We start from the raw sequence: 26,479 nt of genomic DNA, 5'->3' as shown, positions 1-26,479 counted from the left end.
AATGGATTCCATAATATGCTGCGCATGTGTTTTTGAAAGTCCGACGTATCTTGCTATTCCAGCACCAAACCATCTATGCATAGAACCAAAGGTACGTTCTACTTTGTAGCGTATCTTACTTATCGCAACGTTGATACGCTGCTGCCTTTCTGTAATTTCATGCCCTCTTGTTCCCTTATGCATGATACGACTTTTAAGTTTCATACGTTTGAGGGTTTCTTTGTTCTCCATCGAGTCATATCCTTTATCGGCATAGACAAGTGCTTTCCGTGGCAATTCAGCTTTCTTCAGGGGTGTTTCTAAGTGTTTCATATCACTTTCATTGGCAGCTGTCGTTTCCTCGGCAAGCACCATTCCGTTTTCATCCGTTACCGTGTGGCGTTTGCAACGCCGTTGCATTTAACTTTCCTTTTGGTTTGACGTTTGCAACGCCGTTGTATTTAACTTTCCTTTTGGTTTGACATTTGCAACGCCGTTGTATTTAACTTTCCTTTTGGTTTGACATTTGCAACGCCGTTGCATTTAACTTTCCTTTTGGTTTGACATTTGCAACGCCGTTGCATTTAACTTTCCTTTTGGTTTGGCGTTTGCAACGCCGGTGCAAGCCTCCCGCCAGTTGTCGTGGCGTCCGACTAAGCGAAAAAAAGTATCTACGTTAGGCTTGACAACTTCTTTGAGCATGGCTTTCTCCGAAGCCTCTATGTGCTCATCCTCTTTTCTATCCTCAACGACCTCATAGCTCTTACCTCCGCGGGGGCGGCGGGGAGTATTCGTAATGCTGGCATCAACAATGGCACCACGCTTTACAATGATTCCTTTAGCTTCCAATTGCCGATTAAACTCCGCAAGAAGCGTATCATACAGATCCGCTTCAACTATAGCACGAATAGGTGCCCAATCAATGACAGTGTTTATTTGTGAAAAGAATGTCTGCTTGACCTTTCTCTGTCCAAGGAATAGGTCAGCAAAACTGGGAGAGGATAACTTCTGTTTCATACGATAAAGGCACAAAAAATATTTAAGAAAGACAAATTATAAGAGGGGTTTTGCAGAGGTTTCAAATCGTTTTTTCACGCATGGGGTTATCATTCTTTGCGAAATTGTTCGATTTTTACAACGTTTTTTGTACCTTTGCCAGAACAATTTAGTTTTTTGTATGGATAGAATTGTCGGAACAACTATTTATAGGCAAGGATTGCGAACAAAGATACTGGATGCCGCCATGTTTGAGTTTAGAAAGATTGGCATTAAAGGGGTAAAAATGGACGACATAGCCGGCAAGTTGTCTATTTCCAAACGCACGCTGTACGAAATATATTCTAATAAAGAGGAGTTGCTGTACGAGGGCATCCGACACCGCGAAGAGGAAGCCGACCGTTATATAGACGAATTCCAACAGGCGGGGCATACCGTCATGGAGGTGATAATTGAGTATTTCAGGATGCAAGTAGAATATTACAGTAAGATTAACCCCCTGTTTTTCTCAGAGTTGCATAAGTATCCTAAACTCATTGAATACTTGCACGAAGTGCATGAGAAGCGCCATGAAGAGTCTATCGCTTTCCTGTATCAAGGTGTGGAGGAGGGCTTTTTCCTCTCCGGCATTAACTTTTCTATCACATCGCGTTTAACCCTTGCCGGTACACGCTTCATCATGTCTTCCTATATGTATCGGGAGTTTTCCATCAAGGAAATATTCTATAATTCCGTTTTTCTCTTCATCCGAGGCTATTGCACACCGAAAGGATTGGAGGTTTTAGACAGATTCCTGACTGACTACCGCAACGGGGATTAACCCTGCAGTATCGCTGCATTCAACAGAAATACGACTTTATAAAGCAATCACTCATTATGGGGCTATTCGGTTTATTCAATAAAGATAAGAAAGAAACGCTGGACAAGGGTTTGGAAAAGACCAAGCAGAGTGTGTTTGGTAAGCTGACGCGTGCCATTGCCGGTAAGTCCAAGGTAGACGACGATGTGCTCGATGACTTGGAAGAAGTGCTTATCACCTCTGATGTAGGCGTAGATACGACACTGAAAATCATACATCGCATAGAGGAGCGTGTGGCACGCGACAAGTATGTGTCTACCGCCGAACTCAACGAAGTGTTGCGCGACGAGATAACGCAACTGCTGTCGGAAAACCATTCGTCTGATAACGAACAATGGGATTTGCCCACCGACCATCATCCCTACGTCATACTTATAGTAGGTGTAAATGGCGTAGGCAAGACCACCACCATCGGCAAGCTGGCCTATCAGTTTAAGAAAGCCGGCAAAAAAGTGTATCTCGGTGCAGCCGATACTTTCCGTGCTGCAGCTATCGACCAGCTGTGTATCTGGGGTGAGCGGGTAGGTGTACCTGTCATCAAACAACAGATGGGCAGCGATCCGGCGTCGGTCGCATTCGATACCATTAGCTCTGCAAAGGCCAATGGTGCCGATGTGGTACTCATTGATACTGCTGGAAGGTTACACAACAAAGTGGGACTGATGAACGAATTGAAGAAGATTAAAGACGTTATGAAAAAGGTGGTACCCACAGCACCTGACGAAGTGATGCTGGTACTCGATGGCAGTACGGGGCAAAACGCCTTTGAACAAGCGAAACAGTTTGCGGCTGTTACGCAGATTACGGGGCTGACTATTACCAAACTCGACGGCACAGCCAAGGGCGGTGTGGTCATAGGCATCAGCGACCAAATGAAGGTACCTGTGAAATACATCGGGCTTGGAGAAGGCATGGAAGACCTGCAACTCTTTCACAGACAGCAATTCGTAGACTCCCTCTTTCATACCGAGCAGTGAAAAAGAATCGGATAGACATTGTTACGATGGGCTGTTCGAAGAATCTCGTAGACAGTGAGATACTCATGAAGCAGTTTGAAGCCAACGGTTACCATTGCGTTCATGATGCAGAGCATCCGCAAGGCGAGATAGCCGTTATCAACACCTGTGGCTTTATAGAGTCGGCCAAAGAAGAGAGCATTAATACTATCTTGGAGTTCGTGCAAGCCAAGAAAGAGGGACGCCTCAACAAGTTGTTCGTGATGGGCTGCCTTTCGCAACGCTATAAAGACGAACTCGAGGCCGAGATACCCCAAGTAGATAAATTTTACGGCAAGTTTAACTACAAGCAACTGTTGACAGACCTTGGCAAGGCAGAAGCAGCATCGTGCGATGGCCGGCGGCATCTCACCACCCCACGGCACTACGCTTATCTGAAAATCAGTGAGGGATGCGACCGTCACTGTGCCTACTGCGCCATCCCGTTAATGACGGGGAGACACGTGAGCCGTCCGATGAACGACATCGTAAATGAGGTAGAAGAACTCGTAAGCATCGGCGTGAAAGAGTTCCAAGTCATAGCACAGGAACTCACCTACTATGGCATGGACATCGACGGTCACCTGCATATTGCGGAGCTGATACGTCGTATCTCCGACGTTCAAGGCGTGAAATGGATACGTCTCCACTATGCCTACCCCAATCAATTCCCCTATGAGTTGTTAGACGTTATCCGCGAGAGAGACAACGTATGTAAATATCTCGACATTGCCTTACAGCATATCTCTGACTCTATGCTCACCCGTATGCGTCGGCATGTCTCGAAAGAAGAGACTCTCCGTCTGATTCGCGACATCCGCCGACAGGTACCCGGTATTCATCTGCGTACCACATTGATGGTGGGTTTTCCGGGGGAAACGGACGAAGACTTCGAGGAACTGATGGATTTTGTGCGCTGGGCACGTTTCGAGCGTATGGGAGCTTTCGCCTATTCGGAGGAGGAAGGTACCTATAGTGCTACCCACTATCCCGACGATGTTTCTCCACAGGTGAAAGAAGACCGTCTGAACCGACTTATGGCGTTGCAGCAGAAAATCAGTGCCGAAGTAGAAGCAGAGAAAGTGGGATGCACATTACAAGTCATTATTGATCGTAAGGAAGGCGACTTTTATGTGGGACGCACCGAGTTTTGCAGTCCTGAAGTAGACCCCGAAGTACTGATATCCGCCGGCGAGAAACGGCTGAAGATAGGGGATTTCTATGCGGTAAAGATGAGAGCGGCCGATGAGTTTGATCTATACGGAGAGGTAGTGACATAGGGGCGGTCGTCGCCTGACATCGGTGCTTTAATATATATGATGCAATGAACAACAAAGATTTCATAACGGAATTATCTCGACGTTCGGGCTATACACCCGAAGATACGCAGAAACTGATACATACGCTTATTGATGGTTTATGCGATGGGTTTGATGCCGGTGAACCGGTGGTATGGGCAGGGTTCGGCACGTTTGAGGTGAAGAAACGCTTGGAGCGCGTCATTACCAATCCTTCCACAGGGCAGAAGATGCTGATACCGCCGAAGCTGGTACTCAATTTCAAACCTGTCTCCTCTGCCAAAGAACGCCTGAAGAAAGGAGGAGACGAGCCATGATGACTATCAAGGATTTGGCCAAGGCCTTGGTCGAAAAGCATGATTTACGGGAGAAAGATGCCGAAGAGTTCATAGACTTACTCATCGAGATTCTCTATGAAGGTTTACGCACCGACCGTCTGGTGAAGATAAAAGGGTTAGGAACGTTTAAGGTGATGGAGGTGAAAGAGCGCGAGAGTATCAGTGTGAACACGGGCGAACGCGTTGTCATCGATGGTCACGACCGAATCACGTTTACACCCGATGCTACCATGCGCGACCTCGTGAATAAACCTTTTGTACAGTTCGAGGCCGTACCGGTAAACGAGGGTGTGGATTTCAGCGAGATAGATGGGCAGGAAGCGACCGCACAGGTGGAACAGACAGAAGAAACCGTATCGCTTCAGTCGGAAGAAACGATACCAGCGGAGACAGAGCCTATTGCAGTTCCAGCCATCGAACAGGCAGGAGGACCGGCAGTAACAGAGGAGTCTGTAGTAGAGGAATTACCCGTTTCCGAAATGTCGGAATCGGATGAGGAAGAAGAATACATGGATGACGAAGAGAATGAAAGCGGCCGCCGTCGCTGGATTCTCTTCACACTTGCTGCTCTGTTGATTGCCGTCGGGGCGTTCTTTGCCGGCTATTATATGGCCGGAGATGGATTTATGGCACACGACGTATTGCCGTCCCGCAAGATTTCTGTCAAGAAAAAAACGGTGAGCAAAGTACCATCTCTGCAACCGGCATCAACCAAAAATGACAGCACGGTGAAGCTGTCGGCCGACGAGGAAGAGGCGCGTTTTGCCACCCAATACGACAAGCTGGATGCACGTGTGCGCACCGGTGCTTATCGCATTGTGGGAATAGAGCAGGAAGTAACGGTACAAAAAGAGCAAACGCTGTCAGGCCTCTCCAAATATTATTTAGGTTCGGATATGGAATGCTATGTGGAGGCGTTGAACGGACGGCGGGAACTGAAAGCTGGAGATAGGGTGAAAATACCGAAACTGAAACTGAGACATCTTCGCTGATTCCATTAGAAGAAAACTGTGAAATCACGTCAGTTCATATTCCGATTTACTTCTGTTACTTTTTATTTCTTATTATTTGAGGTGGGGATATGGGATATGGAAATGCGAGAATTCTATTTTTCATTCCCGTATAAGTAATAATACCAATAGGTGTTATTATATGTGTCGCGTATTTTGTTGCCCCTGATTCTTTTGTCAGGATATTGCCTTTCTATGCTCTGTAGGTCTTGGTAGTCGGCATCCATCACGGCATTGTGATAGACGATAAAGGGATTGGCACGCAGATGAGTATAGAGCGTGAGTGCCTCTTTGTAATGTTTGGGCAGTTCGCTTTTCAGGTCATAGTATCTACCTATGGTTCGGACAAAGGTTTCAAGGTCTTTGTCTAAGAGGTATCCGCAGAGTATATAATCTTTCACTGCCGGTGTAGCCCGTCCTTGTACTTCGAGTTGTTTGAGATAAGTTATCGGGGGCATGCTTTCCGACGGCGTACCTCCAAGGTGGCAGTAAATGTCGGCTTCAGGCAGCAACACAGTATGGACGTGACTTTTGTTGGGTAATAAAATGGCTGAAGTGCCTGTCAGCGGGTATTCAAACAGATGTTCGGGCAGAGCATGTTGCAAAGAGAGGGCATAGACGCGGAGCATCGTCAGTGACGAATCTGTAGCTAAGCTACGTTTGCCTACCGTTAAGGCCTGTTTGTTTTTGCCGTCCAACAGATATTGTTCCATCCTGATACGATAATGAAATACGTCGTTGCCGGTGGAAAGCATGCCTGTTAGAAGCATGAAAAGGGAGAGGAGAAGCAGGTTGATACACAGACTTCGGGCACATGATATAGGTTTTGATACATTCGTTGTTTGTCTCGTAGACTGCTTCACTTTCCACACAACACCGACAAACACGGCGAGAAGCAGTAGAAAGGTTATCAGCCAACCGCCCCAAAGAGTGGGACGGGCGGAAGCGGGGTTGATAGTGGTGATGGCTGTAAGTAAGAGAAACGAAGGAAAATAGGTAAGACCGTGGATGGCTCCTTTCAGCTTGGTGAGCGCGAAAACTCCCCGTTGCAGCAAGACCAAAACGGCCGTGAGGAGAAACGCACCGGCAGTTTGAGGGTAGTGTATTTGCCCATCCGACAGCGTGTGTACTGTAACAGCAAGTATGTCTGATTGGTAGTTGTATAGATAACTCAAGGAAAAGAGGCAGAAGACGATGGCACATACCACCCGATGGATGGCTCTTTCATTCTGAAAAAGAAGTAATGGTTTGCCGATGGAAACCGGCTGAGTCTCCGATGGAAATACACTCATACGTCAGTCTTCATGCTTTCTCAATACGACGGCAGAGCGTGCCGGTACGTAAAGTTTCAACCATCCTTTGTGCTCTTTCTCGTACAATGGGTCGTAATTAGTGAAATGCGTCATGGAATCGTCGGCCAATCCGTTGCCGCCAAACATCTTCGCGTCTGTGTTCAACACTACATCGTAAGCCCCTGTAGGTACGAGGAATCCGTAGTCGGTAAACGAACGGGTGGGATTGAAGTTAAAGACAAACAAAAGTTCGCCGCGGCTGAATGCCAATATCTGATCGCCATCGTTGTGCCATATCTCGCAGACAGGTGTTTTGTTGAATCCTCTTTCACTTTTGATGACTGCGAGCATTTCGCGGTCGAAGTCGCCTAAGTACTGGTAATCTAATTCCCTATTGTCTACAAGATTCCACTGTCGACGGGCGTATTTGTGGCTCCATCCATTGCCTTCACGCGGGAAGTCAATCCATTCGGGATGCCCGAACTCGTTGCCCATGAAGTTGAGATAACCGCCATTGATGGTCGAGGCCGTTACCAACCGTATCATTTTGTGCAAGGCAATACCCCTGTGTGCAACATCGTTCTCGTCACCCTTTTTGAAATGCCAATACATATCCGCGTCTATCAGTCTGAAGATAATGGTCTTGTCACCCACCAAGGCTTGGTCATGGCTTTCGCAATAGCTGATGGTCTTCTCATCAGCCCTTCGGTTTTTTACTTCCCAGAAAATGGAACTCGGTTTCCATTGCTCGTCGGGTAACTCTTTGATGATTTTTATCCAAAAGTCGGGAATATTCATAGCCATGCGGTAATCGAATCCATAGCCGCCGGCCTCGAATTTGGCAGCTAAGCCGGGCATGCCGCTCACTTCTTCCGCAATAGTGATGGCATGGGGATTGACTTCATGTATTACCTGATTGGCAAGCGTAAGATAGCAGATGGCGTTGTCGTCTTGGTGACCGTTGAAATAGTCTCCATAGTTTACGAAGGCCTCGCCCAGTCCATGGCTATAATAAAGCATGGAAGTGACACCATCGAACCTAAAGCCATCGAAATGAAATTCCTCTAACCAATACTTGCAGTTAGACAAGAGGAAGTGTAGCACGTTGTCCTTTCCGTAATCGAAGCAGAGACTGTCCCATGCGGGATGTTCATGCCGTTCCCCCGGATAAAAGTATTGATTGGGGTCGCCAGCAAGATTGCCCAGACCTTCCACCTCGTTTTTCACCGCATGGCTGTGTACGATGTCCATAATAACGGCGATACCCATGCGATGAGCCGTGTCGATAAGCTCTTTTAGTTCCTCGGGTGTACCGAATCTGCCGGAGGGAGAAAAGAAAGAACTCACGTGATAACCGAAGCTCCCGTAGTAAGGATGTTCCTGTATGGCCATGATTTGGATGCAGTTGTAGCCGTCGGCTGCAATGCGCGGCAGTATATTTTCTCTGAATTCTTTATAAGTTCCTATGCGTTCGGCATCCTGTGCCATACCGATATGACACTCGTAGATAAGGAGAGGGTTGGTGGTAGGTTTGAATTTCTTCTTCCACTGATAGGGTGTTTCCGGTGCCCATACTTGTGCAGAGAATATCTTTGTATGGTCGTCTTGTACTGTACGCTGTGCCCATGCGGGAATTCTTTCTCCCTCACCGCCATTCCAATGTACTTTCATTTTATAGAGGTCTCCATGGCTCATGGCTTTTGTCGGAAGCCGCAATTCCCAATCGTCAGTGCCAGAGATTCGCTTTGCCCGATAGACATCTGTCTCTTGCCAATTGTTGAAATCGCCTATTAGAAATATATCCGTGGCATTAGGTGCCCACTCACGGAAGACCCATCCGCGGGGTGTCTTATGAAGACCATAATATTTGTAACCGTTGGCAAAGTCGGAAAGGGTGGTCTTTCCATTCTTTGTCAGTTGCTTGATTTTCCATAGGGCGTGTTCGTGTCTGCCCCGAATAGCCTCTTCGTAAGGTGCGAGATAAGGGTCGTTCTTAATCAGTCGTAACGGGTTTCCCTTTGCTGTTTTGTTTGTTGTTCGAGTAACCATATCCATGCTTTGTTTATGTTCGTTGCCGGAAGAGAGAACACTTTGCGTCTCTTGCTGGACGAACTGTTATGCGTCTTGTTGAAATCTCTTATCGGTCGATACGGCGTGTACCCATGTTGTAAGTGCCACGTGCAGTCACTTGCCCGTTTCGATCTTTTTCCACGAATTTGCCATCGCGTATATCATTGACATAAGAGCCTTCGAAGCGGTTGCCGTCTTTATCCTCTTCTATCGCGGCTCCGTTTCGTTTTCCTTTTCGATAAGTGCCTTTGAATTTAGTGCCGTCGGCATAGTGGATGATTGCTTCACCATCGAGCGTGCCTTGATTGAAGTTGCCCTCAAAAACGTCTCCGTTCTTTTTCGTGAGCTTACCTTTTCCGTTTTGTTTGTCGTTCTTCCACAGACCGGTATAGGCATCTCCGTTTTTCCAGAGGAATGTGCCCATGCCATTCTTGTCTCCATTTTCGAAAGAGCCGGTATATTTATCGCCGTTGGCATATTTGAAGATGCCTTCGCCCGTGCGCTCTCCTTGCACATAGTTGCCCTCGTAGACGTCGCCGTTAGCAAATTTATAGATGCCTGCTCCGTTTTGTATATCATCTTTCCATTGGCCTATATAGACATCGCCATCGGCATAGCGGTTGGTTCCTTTTCCCGACCGTTGGTTATTCATCCACATTCCTTTATATGTGGTGCCGTCTCCCCAATCGAAGAACCCCATGCCCGACTTCTGATCATCTTTCCATTCGCCATCATAGTAAGCCCCGTTGGAAAACGTGTACTTCCCTTTTCCGTTGCGATGGTCTTGATACCAGTTGCCCTCATATTTATCACCATTATAATAATACATGATGCCATGCCCTTGCTGGTAATCCTTGAACCAGAGGCCTACATATTTATTATTGTTCATGAAATAGTAGGTGCCCTTGCCGTGTTGTTGGTCTTGGAACCACTGTCCCTCATACTTTTCTCCATCTGAGAAGGTGTAGATTCCTTGGCCTTGGCGTTTTCCTTTCACGTATTCGCCTTCATAGGTGTCGCCGTTTTTATATACGGTATTGCCTTTCCCTTGCGGTTTTCCGGCCACCATTTCTCCCTTGTATTGCCCTCCGTCCTTGGTGGTACACGATCCCAAAGTTATCTTTTGCGCGTTTCCTGTAAGGGGAAAGCAGATGGCCAATAGCGTTAGAATGTGATGCACTTTCACTGTTTCAGGTTTTATAATTCTGTCCAAAGGTAGTAAAATTACCCGAAAGTAGAAAACAGAACGTTGATTTTCAGCCTTTCCATACTGTTTTATTTTGTAGAATTCCTTACTTTTGCAGTCTCAAAAACCATACGAAATGAAGTTTTTATGTATTATTCCCGCGCGTTATGCATCGTCGCGTTTCCCCGGAAAGCCTCTTGCTTTATTGGGCGGAAAACCTGTCATACAGCGGGTCTACGAGCAGGTGAAGTCTGTGCTCGAGAATGTTTACGTGGCTACGGACGACGAACGTATCTACCAAGCGGTGGAGGATTTTGGCGGAAAGGCTGTCATGACGGCTGCCGACCATCTGAGTGGGACAGATCGCATACAGGAGGCCGCGACGAAGATTGAGGGCGAGTATGACGTGATTATCAACGTACAGGGTGATGAACCTTTCGTACATCCTTCCCAGATTCACGAAATTTGTCGGTGTTTCGATGCCCCTGACACGCAGATTGCCACGCTCGGTAAACCGTTTGGGAAAAATATGTGGGCTATTGAGAATCCCAATTCTCCCAAACTTGTGGTAGACAATGCAGGCTATGCCATGTATTTCAGTCGCAGCGTGATTCCCTTTCTTCGCGGAAAAGAATGGATAGAGTGGGCTGAAAACTATCCTTTTCTGAAGCATATCGGCCTCTATGCTTACCGGAAAGAAGTGCTGAAAGCCATCACTCAACTACCGCAATCGTCTCTTGAACTCGCCGAAAGTTTAGAGCAACTGCGTTGGTTGCAAAACGGATATAAGATAAAGGTAGGTATTACAAATGCAGAAACCGTGGGCATAGATACCCCCGAAGATTTGGAACGTGCCGAGCAATTTTTGCAAGAAAAGAGGCAGAAGTATTAAGAAAATGAGCTAAAAATTGTCATCGGAAGATTCCGATGACAAAAATAAATCAAAAATTATCATCGGGATGTTCCAATGACAAAAAATAAGTCAAAAATTATCATCGGGATGTTCCGATGACAGAAAATAATCCAAAAATTGTCATCGGGATATTACAATGACAGAAAATAAGAGTCGGAAGTGCTTTCCGCGAGAGATTTTGGTCTCTCGTTTCCTCTTCTCTTCGCATTGCTACTGTTTTTTGTCTCGCCGGCGGCGCTTTCTGAGTGTTTTCATTATCGTGTTTTACGCACAGAAACTATTTACGGAACTTGTGCACTAAAAATAACAGATTTTCTCGCTGTCGTATAAATTAAATGCTTACCTTTGTGCTATATGAAATAAAATGATGTTATGATAGAATACTTTACACAACATTTCTGGCTTTTTTGGCTGCTTACAGCCATCTTATGCCTCATTCTCGAAGTCAGTTCGGGCACTTTCTACATCATGTGCCTTGCCATCGGAGCAGTGTGCGCAGCATTCGCAGGCATGGTAACAGACAGCATCTATGCGCAGGTGGTGGTCTTTGCGCTCTCGTCGTTGGTCAGTATTTTCCTTGTACGCCCATTTGCCATGCGCTATCTTCATCGTGCAAAGGGCGATAAAGTGAGCAATGCCGATGCACTGATGGGGCGAGTGGGAACCGTGAGTGAGGCGATTGTTGCGGGCGGATTCGGCCGCGTGGCCATCGACGGTGATGATTGGAAAGCCGTTTCTGCCGACGGTGCTGCTATTGCGCTCGGCGAGAAAGTGAAAGTGACAGGGCGCGAATCCATCATCATTACCGTGAAAAGAGTCGAATGAACAGCTTTAGTAAAACCGATTTATCCATTCAATACTATTAATTATGATGCTTAATTATTTTGTTATCGCACTCGTTGTGCTTGTGATTATCTTTGCGAAGATGGCATTGGTCATCATCCCACAGTCCGAAACCCGTATTATCGAACGTCTCGGTAAATACTATGCCACCCTGAAACCGGGTATCAACATCATCATTCCCTTTATCGACAAGGCCAAAAATATCATCACCTTGCGCCGAGGAATGTATGCCTACTCCAGTGCAATCGATCTCCGTGAGCAAGTCTATGATTTCGATAAGCAGAACGTTATCACAAAGGATAACATACAAATGAAAATCAATGCGTTGCTGTATTTCCAGATTGTAGACCCCTTTAAGGCCGTCTATGAAATCAACAATCTGCCCAACGCGATTGAGAAACTCACGCAGACGACCCTGCGTAATATCATCGGCGAATTGGAACTCGATCAGACGCTTACCTCGCGCGACACCATCAATACCAAGTTGCGTGCCGTGTTAGACGATGCAACCAACAAATGGGGAATCAAGGTAAACCGCGTCGAGTTGCAGGATATTACGCCTCCGGAAAGTGTGCTTCAAGCCATGGAAAAGCAGATGCAGGCCGAGCGAAACAAGCGTGCCACCATTCTCAACTCCGAGGGTGAGAAAGCTGCAGCCGTATTGCAATCGGAAGGAGAGAAAACAGCTACCATCAACCGTGCCGAGGCCGCAAAACAACAAGCCATCTTGCGTGCCGAAGGTGAGGCACAGGCGCGTATCCGCAAAGCTGAGGCCGAAGCCGTGGCTATTCAGAAAATAACCGAAGCTGTGGGTAAAAGCACCAATCCGGCCAACTATCTCTTGGCACAGAAGTATATTGCCATGATGCAGGAACTTGCCACCGGCGACAAAACGAAAACCGTTTACCTGCCTTACGAAGCTACCAATCTGTTGGGAAGCATCGGTGGAATCAAAGACTTGTTTAAGACAGAGTGACCCATTCTTCTGACTATCATTGTATAAAAAAGGGTGCAGACATTGACGTGTCTGCACCCTTTTGTTTGTGTTGCATGTAAGAACGATTAATTCTCGTGATACGTGTGGAGTAATAGGTCGTCGTAGTAGGCCTTGACGGCTTTCCAATCGTAGTATGGCCATTGCGAGGTTTCTACGGGGATATGTACCTCTTGCTCATTGTGCAGCAACTTCACCAGCACGTGTTGTTTCTTATTTTTGAAGAAGACGAGCTGCAAATTCGCGGCCATGGGCGATGCTTGGAAGTCGCACCAATAGTGGTAAACATCTTCGGGACGAGCCGTCGAGGCATTGAAGTTGCCGACACGCATGAGGGCGAGTAGCGGAATGATGTTGCCGTCGTGGCCAAAGCGGAACGTAGCTGCTGTGCGGCCGTCTGAGATGGCGGTGTCGGCTGTTTCGATGATGTTACGCAGCAGAGGGGCGGCATTGGCGATGGTGATGCCTCGTGATGCGGTATGATTGGCCGTGGTCACGTAGAAGCGGTAATTGTTTACCTGCCAAAGGTCGAATAACTCTTCTTTGGTAAAGAGGTCGTAGAACGAAAGGTCAGTGACAATGTCTTGCATATCAACTGCTATCCAATAAAAACCCCACATGAGTTCTTCGGGATTTACCTCGTGGCGCACAAAGTCGTCGGACGTGAAGAGTGCGTGCATCATCCGTTCGGGACGTGTCTGCTCATTACGAAATTTACGATACTCCTCAACCCATGGCCCGCGTTCGTGGTTTGTAAAGGCATTGGCCGAGTCGGTAGAGTAGCAAAGATAGCGCATGAAACGTTCCCCCGTCTCGTAAGAGATATTGAGATTGGGACATTCGCCCTTGAGTGCATCTCCGAACGCCATCATGCTCATGTTGCAACGAAGCGAGACGGTAGAGCGAGCCGAAACATGTTTGTGATCGCCGAATACTTCGGGGAACGAGCGATACATGCGCCGTGCGATGACTTGATGCTGGGCTACACCTACGGGCGAAAGGTCGCCACCGTGGCCTTCGACAATCGTCCACAATTTTTCCAACCGTGCATGGGCATCTTTACCCAACGGCGAGAGTGCGCCAGCGGTATCAGCTCGGCGCATGAGGTCGAGCACCCACTTGTAGTCTCTATCACCGATGAGGTAGCGTGAGCCATGACGGCTATAGTGGCTGATGTAGAAAGGTCGGTAACCTCGCGGAGGAGGTGTCTGCCGTTGAGTAGGCAACGGATAGGCACGATAGACACCCCCCGCCTTGTTGAGGTCGGCGTAAATCTCTTCACGAGACGTTTGTGCCAAGGCTTGGCAAGGCAGGAGGAATACAACTGCCAAAAGAAAGGAAAATCGCATCTTAATAGCCGTCATTCTGTTTGAGATAAGGGTCGTTTGTCATCTCTGTTTCAGGAATAGGGAAGAGCGTCAGGTGGTCGTCTACGTCACCCCCCGTACGCTTGTTGTCTTTCCAATCCCAGTTATATCCCTTGGTGAATTTGCCGAAGCGGATGAGATCGGTACGACGTACAAGCTCGGCGGCCAACTCTTTTTGACGTTCTTTGAGTATAAGGTCGAGGGTGAGATCACTAAGTGTAAGATCGGCACCTACCCCTTGCTTCACACCCACTTTGGCATACGTGCCGGTCATGTAGGCACGTCGCCGAAGCTCGTTCACGTAATCGAGAGCCTGCTGCATGGTGCCGTTCGCTCCGCGGAGGATGGCTTCGGCGGCAATGAGATAAGCCTCGCCCGTGCGGAACATAGGGAAGTCGATAGACGTGTAAGCCTCTCCTTGAACGGGAATGGCATCGTTGCGGGTCACATTGCGATATTTGATGTATCCGTAACCGCAGGTGAAAGCACTTGTCATGGCCTGTTTGTTGTCCCAAGTCTCTTTCTTCTGGTTGGTGAGGGCGGTCATAAACTGCGCGCGCTTGTCGTTTTTCTGGTCGCCCCATGTGTCGGTCGGATTGAAAACGACATCGGCAGGGTCGAAGGCATCTACGAGTGTAGTCTTTGCTCTGACGTTACCCCATCCGCGTGAACCGACACCTGTTTTGTATAGCTCATTCATAGGGCCATTGACAAAGGCTTTCACATAAAAGTTGGTGCCTGCCGAGCTTTGGGCTTTCAGTCCGTCTTGAACAAGAGGCCAGATGATTTCTGAGCAGTGGTCGTTGTCGGCAAGGAATATCTCTCGGTAGTCGGCCGCTAAGGGATATTTGCCGTCATCAATAATCTTTTTGGCATAGGTGAGAGCGTCGTTGTAGCGATCTTCACCAATCCATGTTTCGGCATTGAGGTAAAGGCGTGCGAGTTGAAACCATGCTGCGGTCTGGTCTACGCGTCCGTAGACATTCTTCTTTGGTTCCTTGAGACTCTGTGCGCATTCGAGCAGCTCACTTTCTGCAAACTTGAAGATTTGCTTGCGGGTATATTGCTGCGGTATCTCTTTCACGCCGGTGTGCTCATCGATATAGGGCACGTTGCCAAAGAGATCGCAGAGCGTGGCATAGGCATAGGCGCGGATGAATCGGGCTTCAGCGCGATAGTAGGGGCATTCGGCACCGAGGGCATCCCATACGCCACGGCTTTTCATCTTGCTTTCAGTGCATTCGCGGAGCACTTCATTGCAATAAGCTATAGTCATATAAAGACGCTGGTATGTCCATGTGACTACGGGAGCATTGGACGCGTTCCACTGCAAATTCAGACACTTGCGCAGACCATTAGATTGTGACGGCATGAGGAAATTGTCGGTCGGCATCTCCTGAAGGTAGAAGAGCAGACGGACATAGCCGGAGTAGCCTTCGTTGGCTCCTTGCAGGTCGCCATCGCCTCCGTCTCCGCCTTTTTGTCCGGTGAGAATCAGCGAGCTGTAACATTTGGCAAGCATGCCGGTATTTCCCTCAGGCGTGCGATATACTTTCTCACTAACGGGCTGGTTATCATCGAGCGGCATGGTATCGAGGTCGCTGAAGCAGGACGACAAGCCTAAAACGAAACATGCCGTCAGGGTATATTGAAAAATCTTTTTCATAATGGAGTAGGATTAAAAGTTGAGGTTAGCGGTTAAAGAGAATACGCGTGGACGGGGATAGACATCACGGTCAATTCCGTTGGAAAGCTCGGGGTCGATGCCTGTGTAGCCGGTGATAGTAGCAACGTTTTGCACTGAAAATGCCAACCGCATATTACTCTTGCTGTTCCAGAGTTTGCGGAAAGTGTAGCCGAGTGTGATGTTGTCAATGCGGAAGAAGTCGGCACTTTCAAGGAAGTAGTCGCTATAGAGCTGCTGACTTTCGAAGCCGAGGTCGCGCGTGGAGGGCATGATATTCGACATGTTGCCTTGGTCGCTGTAGACCGATTGTATATACTCGTCGGCCGCCACGTAGTTATAGATATACGCTCCGAACGACCCATGCGCGGTCAGTCCCAAATCCCAACTCTTGTAGTTGAGGTGGGTATTGAAGCCCATATAGGATTTGGGCAGTGCACTCTTGTTGGTGGCGCGTCGATATTCGTTGGTGGAGACGCTACCATCGGCCTGCACGTATTTCCCTGCGATAGGCTTTCCGTTGCTGTCATAGGCTTGCTGTGCGAGGTAGAACGTATAGGGACGCTTGCCTACCATGAAGCATTGCACATATTTCCCCGTACCTGAGATTGCGCCGGTCTGCACGAAGTTAGAGGCGTTGTCGATAGCGTTGAGCTTGGTAATCTTAGAGGTGTTCCAAGTGAGGTTGAGTCCTAAGTCCCAAGAGAGGTCTTTCGTCTGTACGGGTACGGCATTGATGGAAACCTCCACACCCTTGTTGTCCATCTCGCCGATATTGGTGGTGAGCACGGCTGCATAGTTGGTACCGCTGATGACGTTGATGGTATTGAGCAGGTCTTTGGTGTGACGCTTGTACACATCAACGCTACCGTAGATACGATTGTTGAGGAATCCGTAGTCGAAGCCAGCATTCCATGTCGCTGTAGTCTCCCATTTGATGTCTGTATCATACCCATTAGGGCGATAGGTGCGATACCACGTGTCGCCGAATCGATAACTTGACGTGTCGTAAGATATGGTGAAAGTGGTCATATAGGGATAGTCGTTGATAATATCTTGCTGACCGGTCTGTCCATAGCTCAGACGCAGTTTCAGGTTAGACACTACATCTTGTTTTTTCATGAATGCTTCTTCCGAGAGTCTCCACCCCAAGGCCACCGATGGGAAATAACCCCAGCGGTTGTTTTTTGCAAATCGGGAAGAGGCATCGGCGCGTAAGGTGGCCGTGAGCAGATACTTGTTGTCGTAGGTGTAATTGGCGCGACCGTAGAGCGACAGCAGATAGTATTCCGTCTCATAGTGGGTGGGGGTAAACACCTCGCTGCCATCGGGAGCGAGGCTGGTGTCGTTGAATTTCTTCCAGAAGTGCTGCCATCCGTAGCCGACCATGCCGGAGAGGTCGTGTTTCCCTGCAAACGTATGCTGATAGTTGGCGTAGAGGTCGAGCAACTGGTTGCGCTTTTTCTGCGTACCGTCGTAGTCTTCTCCCGTTCCGTCTTTCTTCCACGAGGTGTACATGGTGCCGGCCTTGTCGGGTACATTGCGTCGGTAGGTGCTCTTCAATATATCGTATCCCATGTTCAGATTAAACTGTAAGTCCTCGAAGCCATGGAGTTTGTAATTGATGGCCATATTGCCAATCGAGCGATTTACGGTGTTACGGAAGTCCTGCAGCTCGAGTTGTGCTACCGGGTTATCGGTCTGAATAGCCATCGGTGAGGAACCGTTCATCCAAATGAAGTAACCCAGCCCCGGACCGGTCGGCGACCCTTCGTGCACAGGACGTGTGGGGTCGTAGCGCATGGCGTTATGCACCACGCTGTGGTCTACCAGCCGGTTTCTCTCGTTCGAGAATTTGGCATTGAGCGTCAGTGTCAGGTGCTTGTCGAAGAATTGGGGTGCAATGCTTCCATCGGCAGTGAAACGCTTGTAGTTGTTCGTTCTGATGATACCGTCTTGGTGGGTGTATCCTACCGAGATGCGATAGGGTGCTATCTTTTCTATATTGCCCGAGGCCGAGAGACTGTGGCTGTGGCCAAAGGCTGTGCGATAGATTTCGTCTTGCCAATCGGTGTTTGCTGTACCGAACTTCGCCGTCGGTGGCACACCTGTCACTGTGGGGACGAAGCTACGGAACTCATCGGCCGTCAGTACATCGAGCTTCTTGGCTATCGTGCTCATGGAGAAGTTGCCCGCATAGTTGAACTTCAAGCCGCCGGCAGACCCTTTTTTGGTCGTAATCACAATGACGCCGTTAGAAGCACGTGAACCGTAAATGGCCGTAGCAGATGCGTCTTTCAACACGGTGAAACTCTCGATGTCATTGGGGTTGATGCCACCGATGACATTGCCACCACCCTCGATAGACGAGTTGTCTACGGGCACGCCATCGATGACGATGAGCGGATCATTGCTGGCTGAAAGCGAAGCACCGCTTCGTATCCGGATGGTCGATGCGCTGCCCGGTGCGCCTGAATTGCTGATGATGTTGACACCCGCAATCTTACCTTGCAGCGCGTCTTGGGCAGTGGTTTGCACGCCTTTCACCATTTCGTCGGGTTTGATGGCGGAGACGGAGCCGGTGAGGTCGTTTTTCTTCACCGAGCCGTAACCGATGACAACCACTTCGTTGAGTGTCTCTACGTCGTCTTGCAGAGTTGTCACAACATTATTGCCGGCAATGATTTCGCGGTCTTTAGCACCGATATACGAGATGATCAGATGGCTGCCCTCGGGCACTTCCAGCGTATAATTCCCATCCATATCGGTCACGGTGGCATTGCTTGTGCCATGTTGTTTCACTGTAGCGCCCATCACCGGCTCTCCCTGTGCATCAATTACGCGCCCTGTGGCTTTTATCTTGCGCACTTTAGGCTCTTCGGCTTGCCGTTTTATCACGATGTTTGTACCTTGACTGTCATAGCGCAGGCCGCTTTGTGCGTAGCTTGCTATTCCGGCCATCAGACCGAAAGTCAGCAGCAGAACTGTTTTCTTTCTAAAATGTGTCATTAAGTTTTCAGTTAGGAATTTGTGTAAATATTATTTTGATTGTTTTCTTATCGTGCTCTCATTCAGCTGTCAGTCTACTATAGTTCGCCTACAAATATACGAACTTTTATTGAAAGTACGGATAGGTTGATGTGAGTTCGGTATAAAAGGAATGCAATAGTATGCAAGAAATCCGAAAAAAGATGCTGTCTGCCGCCGGAAAGGTTGCCGACCTTTCCCTATACAAACGCCATCTGTGCCACGTACAAACACCACCTGTACGGGGTACGAATGCCGACTTATGAATCGTAACTTTAAAACCCTTAAAACTTGCAATCTCAAACTTTTGCACGTCAAATACTAAGGAGTCATCACAAAAACGGGGTGAAAAGTGATGAATGGATTGCTGTCAAATCTCTTTATTCCGAACTCGCGCACGGCGCATCTTGCAACGAGTGCTGATAGCCTCTGCGAAAAGGGAGAAGAGAGGTCTCAATGAGCGAGCCGTTTTCTGCTCACCAGCAAACTTTTTTCTGCTCACCAACAGAATTTCTTTTGCTCACCAGCAGAAAATGGAATGCTCACAGACAATTTCTAAGTCGCTGATGAATGGATGTGATAAGCATCTGGTAATCAGTTTCTTTTCGCCTTTATTTTACCCCAATCCGACAGAAAAACAATCAACCCCCGCCGTAAGCTGATAACACTTACGAAGAGGGTTGGTCATTCACACACAGAAAGCTGATGTAATGGTGGGTCACAGGATGCCGTCCGCACGCAGTCTCTGTTGCCATTTCCAAGCAGAGGCAAGCGTATCTTCCAAGTTGGTTTCCGCTTTCCATCCCAATACTCGATTGGCTTTCTCGGGGTTAGCCCACACTTTCTCTATGTCGCCCTCGCGTCGCGGAGCAAATGTCCAGTTGAGTTTAACGCCTGTAGCTTTCTCAAAAGCCTTGATGACTTCTAATGTAGATACTCCTTTTCCCGTACCAATATTGAAGTATTCTATGGCATCGGTCTGCTGATTGAGCACCCTTTCCATGGCTTTCACGTGTGCCTTGGCGAGGTCTACGATATAGATATAATCGCGTATGCAGGTACCGTCGGGCGTATTGTAATCGTTGCCGAATACCCTTAGTTGTTTACGTATGCCCATGGCTGTCTGCGTAACAAAGGGGATGAGGTTGTTGGGTGTACCGTTGGGGAGTTCACCGATGTATGCAGAGGGGTGCGCTCCGATGGGGTTGAAATAGCGCAGAATAATGGCTTTCACGGGGGCGCCGCTATGGATGTAGTCGTAGATAATCTCCTCGTTAATCTGTTTGGTATTGCCATAAGGGCTAAGTGCTTGCTGTATGGGGGCATCTTCGGTGACGGGCAGATGCTCCGGCGTAGGCTGTCCGTAAACGGTGCAGCTGGATGAGAAGATGATGCCGTGTACGCCGTATTGGGGCATCAGCTCGAGCAAGTTGAGCAGCGAACCAATGTTGTTTCTGTAATACGGTAGGGGCTTCTCTACGCTCTCTCCCACAGCCTTGCTCGCTGCAAAGTGAATAATCCCGCTGATGTCCTTATACTTGGCAAAGATGGCTTCCAAAGCCTGCTTGTCGCAGCAGTCGGCTTGTTCAAAATCGGGGCGTGTACCCGTTATTTTCTCTATGCCGTCGATAACCTCAGCCTTGGAGTTTGAAAGGTTGTCGATAATCACTACTCGATAACCGGCTTGCTGTAATTCTACGGTGGTATGCGAGCCGATGAAGCCCGTCCCACCGGTAACCAAAATTGTTTGTTTCATTTCACTATATCTTTTTATAGGTTCTTTGTCTTTTATTGTCAGAACGTTGTCTTCTACCGATTATTATAAGAAACTCTTTTTATTATCCACAGCGTGTGATAGTAGTAAAGCTGAATGCAACTATTGAAGCCCGAAGAGTATCTTTAAGCCACCATCAACACCGCTGAATCCCATAAAGGCAAGCGAGAGCAGTCCGGCTGTGACAAGTACGACGGCCATACCTTGCATGCCTTTGGGGATATTCACAAGCGATAATTGTTCGCGTAGGCCGGCAAAGACAATCAGTGCCAATGCAAAGCCCAATGCGGTGGAGAAGGCATAAACTACGCTTTGAAGCAGCGAAAACTCTTTCTGTATGACAAGGATAGCTACACCGAGTACGGCACAGTTTGTGGTAATAAGTGGAAGGAAAATGCCCAACGCCTGATACAGAGAGGGCGACACTTTCTTGATGATAATCTCTACCATTTGCACCAAGGCGGCAATCACGAGAATAAAAGCCAGCGTTTGCAAATACTCTAATCCGAAGGGGTTGAGCACATATATCTGCACCAGATAGGTAACGATGGTGGCCAACGTGAGTACGAATGCCACTGCCGTACCCATTCCGAGGGCAGTGTCTATCTTTTTGGATACACCTAAAAACGGACAGATACCCAAAAACTGCGACAACACGATGTTGTTCACAAAGATAGCGGAGATAAATATTAAGAGGTATTCCATGACTATGCTTTCTTTAATTTATTGACAATGGCAATGAGATAGCCCAATGTGAGGAAGGCTCCCGGTGGCAGGATAAACAAAAGGATGTTGCTTACCTCCGGAAGTATCACGAATCCGAAGACGGAACCGGCTCCTAAAAGTTCTCTTACAGAGCCGAGAAGGGTGAGTGCAAAAGTAAATCCTAATCCTATGCCGATACCGTCAAAGAAACTGTCTAAAGGAGTGTTCTTACAAGCAAATGCCTCGGCACGACCGAGGATAATGCAGTTGACCACAATCAGCGGTATGAAGATGCCTAACGACTCATTGACAGCAGGCAGATAAGCCTTGATAATCATTTGCAGAATGGTGACAAATGAGGCGATAACAACTACGAAAACAGGAATGCGCACCATGTCGGGGGTTACATTCTTGATGCAAGAGATAACCACATTTGAACATATCAATATAAACATCGTAGCAAGACCCATTGACAGTCCGTTGATAGCAGAAGTGGTAGTAGCCAGCGTAGGGCACATGCCTAACAATAGCACAAAGGTGGGGTTCTCTTTTATTAAACCGTTGGTAATAATCCGGATATGATTCATTTTCTTATCTCCTTTCTTTTAGTTGCTTGTGGCTCTTTGCCTGCTGCATATAGGCTGCGTACGCCTGATTGACGGCAAGAAGAAATGCACGAGAGGTGATGGTAGAGGCCGTAATAGCATCGACGCTACCACCATCTTTGGTAACCGTAAGATTGTCTTTCACAGGCGTTTTCCCTATAACATTCCCTTTGTTTCCCCTCTGAAACCATTTGTCTGCCTTGGCACCGAGGCCGGGTGTTTCGGATGATTCGAGAATGGTATAGCCCAAGATAGTACCTTCGGTATTGAAACCCACGAGCACCCGAAGATTGCCTCCGAATCCCAATGTCGTGCTTTCCACAGCTGCACCGAGGGCAGTGGCATTTTTATCGGAGTTCTGCGTATGATGAATGATAAACGAGTATTCCTTTCCGCCGATAGTTTGTCTGACGGTATCGGTAGATATCACCCGTAAACTGTTGCTTTGCATAACGGTCTTGATACCATCTGCCAGCGTTTTTTCTGCCTGTGCAGCAATAGGTGCAGCCGTTATGTGGTTTACGTATGCCAGCAAGCTACCCATGATGAGGGCAACAGCCACGAGTACGACGACCATATTGGTGAGTGTTGATTCTAACTTCTTCATGCTTTGACTACCTCCCCGAATCGTTTGGGTTTGACGTAAGTGTTGATAAGCGGCGTGAAAGCATTCATAATAAGGATGGCAAACGACATGCCTTCCGGGTAACTGCCCCAGTTTCTGATGACGACAGTTAGCACGCCAATACTGATGCCGTATATCAGTTGCCCTTTATGAGTCATGGGTGAAGTGACATAGTCCGTAGCCATGAAGATGGCACCTAACATGAGCCCGCCGCAGAGAATTTCGGACAAAGGGTCGGCGTAGATGGGATTGACAATGTGCAGCAGTCCACTGATAACGAATACCGTGGCAATGATGGAGATGGGAATGTGCCATGTGATAATCTTCTTCCACAGCATGTATCCCAAACCTATGAGTAACGCGATGGCAGACACTTCGCCAATGGTGCCTGCACCTCCTAAGGCATTACTGCCTAACAATAGGTGAGTGGCATCGGGCAGTTGGCTTAATAAAGAGGCATCTCCGGTCTTTATGGCCTCTTTCATAATACTGAGCGGTGTGGCACCTGTTGCAGCATCGAGGTATTTGTCCCACTGTCCGATAATTGGCCATGAGGTCATTTGGGCTGGGAAGCTGACAAGTAGGAAGCATCGACCTACCAAAGCGGGATTGAAAGGGTTGTTACCAATGCCGCCAAACGACATCTTGGCAATGCCGATAGCTACCAATGCACCGAGTAATACTATCCATATAGGAAGGTTTGAAGGCAGATTGAATCCCAACAACAATCCGGTGATGATGGCGGAACCATCGGATAAAGATGGCGTCTTTTTTAGGATGTATTTGGAAATAGACCACTCAAAAAACATACATGCTGCAACACTGGACAGACATACTACGGCAGACCCTATCCCAAAATAGGCGAAAGAGACAAGGAGTGCAGGTATCATTGCGATGATAACGCCGTACATATTGCGCTCCACGCTGTCCGTTCCGTGTGCATGTGGTGATAAAGATACGATTAATTTAGACATAATTTCTTTATTTCTGGTTGGGGGTATTACGTGAACGGATGATACCCATAACGGTAGATTTTCCGAAACGGATGTTGTCCAACAGCGGACGATGCGAGGGGCAAGTGTACTGACAAGAGCCGCACTCTATGCACGAGGTGACGTCTTCATTTTCCACCTTCTCCCAAAGATGTAGCGACGAGACCGTGGCCAGCAGGTAAGGTTCGAGTCCCATAGGGCAGGCCGACACACATTTGGCACAGCGGATGCAGGGTTGCACTTCCTGACGGCCGGCATCGTTGTCTGTCAGTATGGTTACAGCGTTTGTACCCTTACATACAGGTACATCGGCAGATGTGAGGGCTTTTCCCATCATAGGACCGCCGGCCAATAGTTTGTTGTCGCCCTTGGGCATACCGCCGCAAGCCTCTATAAGGTCTTTCATAGGAGTACCCATGCGTACAAGGAAGTTACCCGGATGTGCGAGTTTCTTACCTGTTACCGTGGTGTAGCGTTCAAATAACGGCTTGTTTTTCATCACAGCTTGATACACGGCAAAGGCTGTACCTACATTCTGTACAACGGCACCTACATTTACGGGGATGGCCGGAGGGGCAGGTACTTGCCTGTGGATGACAGCATCTACCAACTGTTTTTCGCCACCTTGCGGGTATTTTTTTGCCAGAGGAACGATTTCAATATCGGTTCTTCCGGCTGTTTTCTCCTCAAACAGCGTGATAGCTTTCGGCTTGTTGTCTTCTATACCTATATATCCTTTCGTCACCTTAGCCGCTTTCATCAGCAACTCCAACCCCACAAGAATCTCATCGGCATGCTCCATCATGAGCCGATAATCGGATGTGATATAAGGTTCGCATTCCACGGCATTGATGATAATGCACTCTGCTTTGGCCGTGGGAGGCGGAGTGAGTTTGATAAACGTGGGGAATCCTGCACCGCCCATACCGGTAATCCCTGCGGTCTTTATCTTTTCGATAATGGATTCGGGTGTGAGTTCAGGATGTGCAGATAGTGTCTCCAGCTTGTCAGAACGATCTATGTTCTCCTCCCATTCGTCGTTTTCCACGTTGATGATAATGACCGGTTTCTTATAGCCGGTGGCATCAATGGCTTCGTCTACTTTGAACACCGTACCCGATACCGACGAATAGATAGGAGCGGAAACGAAGCCTCCGGCCTCAGCAATCAGGGTTCCCACTTTCACCTTGTCGCCTTTCTTTACCACAGCTTTTGCCGGAGCGCCAATATGCTGTGCCAATGGAAAAACGGCCTGCTTAGGGAGGGCAGCCACTTGGGTGACCGATTCATGGGTGAGTTTACACTCTTCGGGGTGGATACCTCCTATTTTAAATGATTTGATTTTCATGCTTGTACCTCCTCTTTCTGCACTTCTTGTGTCGGTTCTACATGCTTAGCCTTAGCTTCTTCCTGTATTGCAGGCTCGGGCTTTGGCTTAGGGGCGGGGAAATTGACTTCGAAAATAACATGTGTAGGACATACCGAGACGCATTTCCTACACAGACGACACTTGTTGAAATCTATATAACTAAGGTTGTTTTCGATGGTAATGGCATCGAACTTACACTCTTTAAAACACTTACCACAGGCAATGCAGGCTGACTTACAGCCCTTGATGGCAGCTGCTCCTTTCTCTTTGTTTACGCAACTAACAAAGATGCGACGACCCTTGGGGCCTTTCTTCCTCAGTTCTATAATGTTGCGGGGGCAGGCTCTAACACAAGCACCACAGCTTGTGCATTTATCTTCATCTACCTCCGGTAGACCGGTTTCCATGTTCATGTGTATGGCATCGAAGTCGCAGGCCGCCACGCAATCGCCACAGCCTAAGCATCCGTATCCGCATGCTGTCTCGCCTGCACCTGTAGCATGCATGGCTGCACAGGTACGTAAACCATTGTATTCAACTATTTTGGGACGTAGCGCACAAGTGCCGTTACACCTGACAACTGCGACCGTTGGCTCAGCATTGGCAATGGCCATACCCAACAAATCGGCTACTTGGTTCATTACTTCCTGTCCGCCAACGGGACAGCGCAATCCGTCGAGCGATCCCTTGTCGGCTCCTTTCACCAACGCATCGGCAAAGCCTGCGCACCCGGGATATCCGCATCCGCCACAATTAGCTTGTGGCAATGCCGCTGCCACCTCGCCCAATCGGGGATCTTCCTCTACGGCAAACCGTTGGGAGCAGGCGTAGAGCACCACTGCAGCGATAAGCGCAATGCTCCCGAGTACGATGATTGCAATAATCATAAAGTTCATAATATCTGTATAAGTTTTTGATGTTCGCTATTAGAGTAGGTCTCTCTTGGATTCTCTGTCTGTGACAAAGCCTTTATCCGGGGGCAAGAGAAACGTAAAGACGGGTTTTCAGATGGTCGCGCAACAGGTAGAGAAGCGCATAGTAGGGTACAAGCATCAGCAATCCTACCATGGCAGAAAGGCCTTCGTGGTGGGTAATGCCGGCTGCCGCAAAGAGAGAAACGACAAGAATAAGGAAAGGAATACCAAACCCTAACCATACTGCCAAACGGGCTACAGAGCGAGTGATACAAACAATCACGCTTTCGCCTATCCGATATTTCCCTGTATCGATGCCATAGACCTTTATCAGTTTTTCCTTGCTTTCGGCTGCATGACAATGGGCGGCAGCCTGACAAGCGGTACATGCTGCTGTCTGCACAATCTGCACAGTGATGCAATGATGGCTGATTGATTTGACAATCCCTGAATGCTTTATCTTGTTGCTCATATTGTTTCTGTAGCGGTAACGCCTGTTTTTGTTATGTGGGGTTGGCAATTGCAAAGATAGCATTATATTTTGAATATACAAACAGAAAGCTCCTTTTTTCAGTATATCATTGACAAAAGGAATGGTTGTTGTATAAAAAGGTTATCGACTTAAGCATGTACAAACGGGGAGT

At 48.1% G+C, this 26,479-nt stretch carries 23 protein-coding genes and 2 pseudogenes; 9 read left to right on the top strand and 16 right to left on the bottom strand.

Annotated elements, in window-relative coordinates; all coding sequences use genetic code 11:
- Nucleotides 1-462 (bottom strand): annotated as a pseudogene (locus HMPREF0658_RS10870) (transposase); the annotation flags it as partial.
- Between the two features lie 150 nt (nucleotides 463-612).
- A pseudogene (locus tag HMPREF0658_RS10865) lies at nucleotides 613-996 on the bottom strand (IS5 family transposase); the annotation flags it as partial.
- 160 nt (nucleotides 997-1,156) lie between these two features.
- On the opposite strand from HMPREF0658_RS10865, the gene HMPREF0658_RS03035 reads away from it, so the two are divergent.
- The 5 genes from HMPREF0658_RS03035 to HMPREF0658_RS11825 are packed head-to-tail and all read left to right on the top strand — an operon-like array spanning nucleotide 1,157 to nucleotide 5,457.
- Nucleotides 1,157-1,795, top strand: a complete 639-nt coding sequence (locus tag HMPREF0658_RS03035; RefSeq protein ID WP_006948459.1) for a TetR/AcrR family transcriptional regulator — start codon at nucleotides 1,157-1,159, stop codon at nucleotides 1,793-1,795.
- Between the two features lie 56 nt (nucleotides 1,796-1,851).
- Nucleotides 1,852-2,811 carry a signal recognition particle-docking protein FtsY gene (gene ftsY / locus HMPREF0658_RS03030; protein ID WP_006948458.1) on the top strand — a complete coding sequence of 320 codons (960 nt, stop codon included), beginning with the start codon at nucleotides 1,852-1,854 and terminating at the stop codon, nucleotides 2,809-2,811.
- On the top strand, nucleotides 2,808-4,109 hold the full coding sequence (rimO, locus tag HMPREF0658_RS03025) for a 30S ribosomal protein S12 methylthiotransferase RimO (RefSeq protein ID WP_006948457.1): 1,302 nt from the start codon (nucleotides 2,808-2,810) through the stop codon (nucleotides 4,107-4,109). The genes ftsY and rimO overlap by 4 nt, the downstream gene beginning before the upstream one ends.
- A 44-nt stretch (nucleotides 4,110-4,153) precedes the next feature.
- Nucleotides 4,154-4,444, top strand: a complete 291-nt coding sequence (locus tag HMPREF0658_RS03020) for an HU family DNA-binding protein (protein ID WP_006948456.1) — start codon at nucleotides 4,154-4,156, stop codon at nucleotides 4,442-4,444.
- The gene (locus HMPREF0658_RS11825) at nucleotides 4,441-5,457 is read left to right on the top strand and encodes an HU family DNA-binding protein (RefSeq protein ID WP_006948455.1); all 1,017 of its coding nucleotides are present in this window, start codon (nucleotides 4,441-4,443) and stop codon (nucleotides 5,455-5,457) included. Before HMPREF0658_RS03020 ends, HMPREF0658_RS11825 begins: the two co-directional genes overlap by 4 nt.
- 113 nt (nucleotides 5,458-5,570) lie before the next feature.
- Here the strand turns inward: HMPREF0658_RS11825 and HMPREF0658_RS03010 are convergent, their stop codons facing one another.
- The 3 genes from HMPREF0658_RS03010 to HMPREF0658_RS03000 all read right to left on the bottom strand — a co-directional run bounded on the left by HMPREF0658_RS03010 (nucleotide 5,571) and on the right by HMPREF0658_RS03000 (nucleotide 10,017).
- Nucleotides 5,571-6,767 (bottom strand): DUF6057 family protein, encoded by a 1,197-nt coding sequence (locus HMPREF0658_RS03010; protein ID WP_006948454.1) that lies wholly within the window; start codon nucleotides 6,765-6,767, stop codon nucleotides 5,571-5,573.
- A gap of 3 nt (nucleotides 6,768-6,770) precedes the next feature.
- Nucleotides 6,771-8,816, bottom strand: coding sequence for an alpha amylase C-terminal domain-containing protein (locus HMPREF0658_RS03005; protein WP_211203970.1), 2,046 nt, complete (start codon nucleotides 8,814-8,816; stop codon nucleotides 6,771-6,773).
- 88 nt (nucleotides 8,817-8,904) lie between these two features.
- On the bottom strand, nucleotides 8,905-10,017 hold the full coding sequence (locus tag HMPREF0658_RS03000) for an MORN repeat-containing protein (RefSeq protein WP_139047772.1): 1,113 nt from the start codon (nucleotides 10,015-10,017) through the stop codon (nucleotides 8,905-8,907).
- A gap of 142 nt (nucleotides 10,018-10,159) precedes the next feature.
- Here HMPREF0658_RS03000 and kdsB point away from each other — a divergent pair, with 142 nt between their 5' ends.
- The 3 genes from kdsB (at nucleotide 10,160) to HMPREF0658_RS02985 (ending at nucleotide 12,755) form a co-directional block, all read left to right on the top strand.
- A complete protein-coding gene (gene kdsB / locus HMPREF0658_RS02995) occupies nucleotides 10,160-10,915 on the top strand; it encodes a 3-deoxy-manno-octulosonate cytidylyltransferase (protein ID WP_006948451.1) in 756 nt (251 codons plus the stop codon).
- Between the two features lie 393 nt (nucleotides 10,916-11,308).
- Nucleotides 11,309-11,761: an NfeD family protein gene (locus HMPREF0658_RS02990; protein ID WP_006948450.1), complete on the top strand. Its 453-nt coding sequence runs from the start codon at nucleotides 11,309-11,311 to the stop codon at nucleotides 11,759-11,761.
- Nucleotides 11,762-11,804: 43 nt separating this feature from the next.
- Nucleotides 11,805-12,755, top strand: a complete 951-nt coding sequence (locus HMPREF0658_RS02985) for an SPFH domain-containing protein (protein WP_006948449.1) — start codon at nucleotides 11,805-11,807, stop codon at nucleotides 12,753-12,755.
- 86 nt (nucleotides 12,756-12,841) lie between these two features.
- On the opposite strand, the gene HMPREF0658_RS02980 is transcribed toward HMPREF0658_RS02985, so the two are convergent.
- The 3 genes from HMPREF0658_RS02980 to HMPREF0658_RS02970 are packed head-to-tail and all read right to left on the bottom strand — an operon-like array spanning nucleotide 12,842 to nucleotide 18,833.
- A complete protein-coding gene (locus HMPREF0658_RS02980; RefSeq protein WP_006948448.1) occupies nucleotides 12,842-14,137 on the bottom strand; it encodes a histidine-type phosphatase in 1,296 nt (431 codons plus the stop codon).
- A complete protein-coding gene (locus tag HMPREF0658_RS02975; RefSeq protein WP_006948447.1) occupies nucleotides 14,124-15,806 on the bottom strand; it encodes a RagB/SusD family nutrient uptake outer membrane protein in 1,683 nt (560 codons plus the stop codon). Before HMPREF0658_RS02975 ends, HMPREF0658_RS02980 begins: the two co-directional genes overlap by 14 nt.
- Nucleotides 15,807-15,818: 12 nt before the next feature.
- Nucleotides 15,819-18,833: a SusC/RagA family TonB-linked outer membrane protein gene (locus HMPREF0658_RS02970; RefSeq protein WP_006948446.1), complete on the bottom strand. Its 3,015-nt coding sequence runs from the start codon at nucleotides 18,831-18,833 to the stop codon at nucleotides 15,819-15,821.
- A 161-nt stretch (nucleotides 18,834-18,994) separates the two neighbouring features.
- On the opposite strand from HMPREF0658_RS02970, the gene HMPREF0658_RS10860 reads away from it, so the two are divergent.
- Nucleotides 18,995-19,117, top strand: coding sequence for a hypothetical protein (locus HMPREF0658_RS10860; protein ID WP_006948445.1), 123 nt, complete (start codon nucleotides 18,995-18,997; stop codon nucleotides 19,115-19,117).
- A gap of 452 nt (nucleotides 19,118-19,569) precedes the next feature.
- On the opposite strand, the gene galE is transcribed toward HMPREF0658_RS10860, so the two are convergent.
- From galE to HMPREF0658_RS02930, 8 genes are all read right to left on the bottom strand, one after another.
- Entirely contained in the window at nucleotides 19,570-20,607 is a 1,038-nt protein-coding gene (gene galE, locus HMPREF0658_RS02965) for a UDP-glucose 4-epimerase GalE (protein ID WP_006948443.1), read from the bottom strand.
- A 120-nt stretch (nucleotides 20,608-20,727) separates the two neighbouring features.
- Nucleotides 20,728-21,330, bottom strand: coding sequence for an electron transport complex subunit RsxA (gene rsxA, locus HMPREF0658_RS02960; RefSeq protein ID WP_006948442.1), 603 nt, complete (start codon nucleotides 21,328-21,330; stop codon nucleotides 20,728-20,730).
- 2 nt (nucleotides 21,331-21,332) lie between these two features.
- Nucleotides 21,333-21,917: an electron transport complex subunit RsxE gene (gene rsxE, locus HMPREF0658_RS02955; protein WP_006948441.1), complete on the bottom strand. Its 585-nt coding sequence runs from the start codon at nucleotides 21,915-21,917 to the stop codon at nucleotides 21,333-21,335.
- 4 nt (nucleotides 21,918-21,921) lie between these two features.
- Complete coding sequence (locus HMPREF0658_RS02950) at nucleotides 21,922-22,542, bottom strand: RnfABCDGE type electron transport complex subunit G (protein ID WP_006948440.1); 621 nt, start codon at nucleotides 22,540-22,542, stop codon at nucleotides 21,922-21,924.
- Complete coding sequence (locus tag HMPREF0658_RS02945) at nucleotides 22,539-23,534, bottom strand: RnfABCDGE type electron transport complex subunit D (RefSeq protein WP_006948439.1); 996 nt, start codon at nucleotides 23,532-23,534, stop codon at nucleotides 22,539-22,541. Before HMPREF0658_RS02945 ends, HMPREF0658_RS02950 begins: the two co-directional genes overlap by 4 nt.
- A 7-nt stretch (nucleotides 23,535-23,541) precedes the next feature.
- The gene (rsxC, locus tag HMPREF0658_RS02940; protein ID WP_006948438.1) at nucleotides 23,542-24,900 is read right to left on the bottom strand and encodes an electron transport complex subunit RsxC; all 1,359 of its coding nucleotides are present in this window, start codon (nucleotides 24,898-24,900) and stop codon (nucleotides 23,542-23,544) included.
- Entirely contained in the window at nucleotides 24,897-25,817 is a 921-nt protein-coding gene (locus HMPREF0658_RS02935; protein WP_006948437.1) for a Fe-S cluster domain-containing protein, read from the bottom strand. The genes rsxC and HMPREF0658_RS02935 overlap by 4 nt, the downstream gene beginning before the upstream one ends.
- Before the next feature lie 73 nt (nucleotides 25,818-25,890).
- On the bottom strand, nucleotides 25,891-26,307 hold the full coding sequence (locus HMPREF0658_RS02930; RefSeq protein WP_006948436.1) for a SoxR reducing system RseC family protein: 417 nt from the start codon (nucleotides 26,305-26,307) through the stop codon (nucleotides 25,891-25,893).
- Nucleotides 26,308-26,479 lie beyond the last annotated feature (172 nt).

Source organism: Hoylesella marshii DSM 16973 = JCM 13450, assembly GCF_000146675.1.
In the GTDB taxonomy this organism is placed as follows: domain Bacteria; phylum Bacteroidota; class Bacteroidia; order Bacteroidales; family Bacteroidaceae; genus Prevotella; species Prevotella marshii.
Note: the sequence above shows the minus strand (reverse complement) of the source record. Positions and strands in the feature narration are given on the sequence as shown.